General features: G+C 57.8%; 1 protein-coding gene. It reads right to left on the bottom strand.

Translation table 11 applies throughout. The features are described 5' to 3' along the window. A partial coding sequence (locus KP22_RS20955; RefSeq protein ID WP_039326270.1) for a condensation domain-containing protein occupies nucleotides 1-2,433 on the bottom strand: 2,433 nt, incomplete at both ends.

Genomic DNA, 2,433 nt, shown 5'->3' with positions numbered 1-2,433 from the left:
GCTCCTGCGGATAGCTGGGATCCAGCGGCACGTAGCCGCCGCCGGCCTTCAACGTCGCCAGAATGGCGACGGGCAACTCGCAGCTGCGTTCAAGCGCGATCGCCACACGGCTGTCCGGGCGTATGCCCAGTTCGATCAGCCAGTGCGCAAGCTGATTGGCGCGGGCGTTCAGTTCGCCGTAGCGCAGCGACTGCGCCTGACAAACCACCGCCGTGGCATCCGGCCGCGCCTGCGCCTGCGCTTCAAATTGCTCATGGATACAATGCGTTGACGGATAGGTGCTTTGCGCGGCACCCCACTGCTCGATAGTCAGCGTACGCTCTTCAGGCGGCAACACGGGAATATCGACAACCAACCGTTGTGGCTCATTTTGCAGCGCCTCAACCAATCCCGATAGCGCTGTCTGCATGTAACCAACCACGCGCTCGGCGTCTATCGAAATAGCCGCCTGCACAGTCATCGTGAGCCCCTTATCCTGATCGTCAACGCACAGGATCAAAGGGTAATTGGTTCGCTCTTCCGCACTGAGAAGATCGATGCCTTCCCACAGAGAGATGGCTTGATCCTGTGGATTAATGGCGGTATGCCGATAATTCAACAACGCGCTAAACAGCGGTAGCGGCGCAGGCACGCCGCTGCAACGCTGCGCCAGCGCCAACGAGGCGTGCTCATGAGCCAACAAACCGGCCAGCTGACTTTGGGTATAACGCACAGCATCCGCAGCCTTGCAACCTGACAGTTGTAATCGTAACGGCAATGTATTGATAAACATTCCCAGCGCATGACCGGATCCACCTTGTAGCCGACCGACCAGCACCGTCCCGAAGACCACGTCTTCACGACCCGACAGCACGCCGATCACCCGCCCCCAGGCCAGATGGAACAGGCTGGCCACGCTAGTCCCGAAGCTGCGGGCCTGTTCCCGCAGCGCGCGGGTCAGCGCCGCCGGCACGGGTTGAATAACTTTATTGATGCCCTGACCATCTCCCTGCACATCCGTCAGGCCATAAGGCAGCGTAGGCTCTTCTAGCGTTCCCAACATATCGCGGAAGAAAGCGTTGTCCGCGTCGCTATCACGTCCAAGACGGACCTGCGCCACGTAGCGGCGGAATTGGAAAGGAGCAGGCAGAGATTCAGCCTTATCTTCCAGATACGCCTGCGCTTCCTTTAGCAGCAACTGAAGCGATGTCGCATCATCCACCAAATGGTGATACAACAGCGTCAGCAACCAGCGGCTATTAAGCTTATCCTCGGCAATCTGTACCGCCAGCAAAGGCGCTCGCCCGATATCCAACCGCGCCGGGCTGGCATTTAACAACTGCTCAGCAATATCGCCATCAGCAGGATTCAGAGTGAATTCGGTCACTGGTGTCACGGCTGAACGCCACACCACCTGCACTGGGTTACGCAGCGTTTTCCACACTATCGAAGTGCGCAACACGTCATGGCGCGCGATTACCAGATTTACCGCGTCGATAAAAGCATCGAGACGCTGCCGGCTGTCAAACGCCAGCAGCGCATTCAATAAATAGGGATCGTGCTGCTCCGCCGTCAGGGAATGGTAGAGCAATCCTTCCTGTAAAGGCGCCAGCGGGTAGATATCCTGTACGGCAGCTGCACCACCGGGCACCGTCGCCACAACACGGTCAATGTCCTCTTGTAACAACGTCGCCAGAGGCAGCATTTCCGGCACAATATACGTACAGCCGGCAGGGATCAAATTGTCAGGAACAGAGAGATCGACCCTACGCCCCGTCACAGAGGCCAAAGCCGCTAGATTAGGCTGTTCAAACAGTACCCGGACATCCGTATCCATTCCTTCGTCGCGCATCCGAGCCATTAAACGCACTGCCAGCATGGAGTGTCCGCCGAGCTCAAAAAAGTTGTCGTGGCGGCCTACCTGATCCAGATCCAGCAGCTCTTGCCAAATTCGGGCTAGCGTCTCTTCGATAACGCCTTGCGGCGCCTCGTAAACATGCGTTACTCGCGAGCCGACATCCGGTGTCGGCAGTGCTTTACGATCCAGTTTGCCATTCGGCGTCAAAGGTAGGGCAGGGAGCCGTACATAGGCATCCGGCAACATATAAACCGGCAGCGTTTGCTCCAAATGTGCACGCAATATCTGCGCTTCCGGTATTTCGCCCTCATGGCCTTTGGATAACACGTAATAGGCGGAAAGAAATTGCTCGCCAACACCATCCTGTCTGGCGATCACCACGGCTTCGCCCACTGACGGGTAGCTCAATAGCGCCGCTTCAATCTCGCCCAGCTCAATGCGGAAGCCGCGGATCTTCACCTGAGAATCGTTGCGCCCCAGATAATCAATCGTACCGTCAGCGCACCAGCGCCCCAGATCGCCCGTACGGTACATCCGTTCTCCTTCTCCAGCGAAGGGGTCGTCAAGGAAACGCTCGGCGGTCAGGTCAGGCCGGT

This window comes from Pectobacterium betavasculorum (assembly GCF_000749845.1).
Lineage (GTDB): Bacteria > Pseudomonadota > Gammaproteobacteria > Enterobacterales > Enterobacteriaceae > Pectobacterium > Pectobacterium betavasculorum.
The sequence above is the reverse complement of the archived record's forward strand: the minus strand, read 5'-3'. Positions and strand labels throughout refer to the sequence as shown.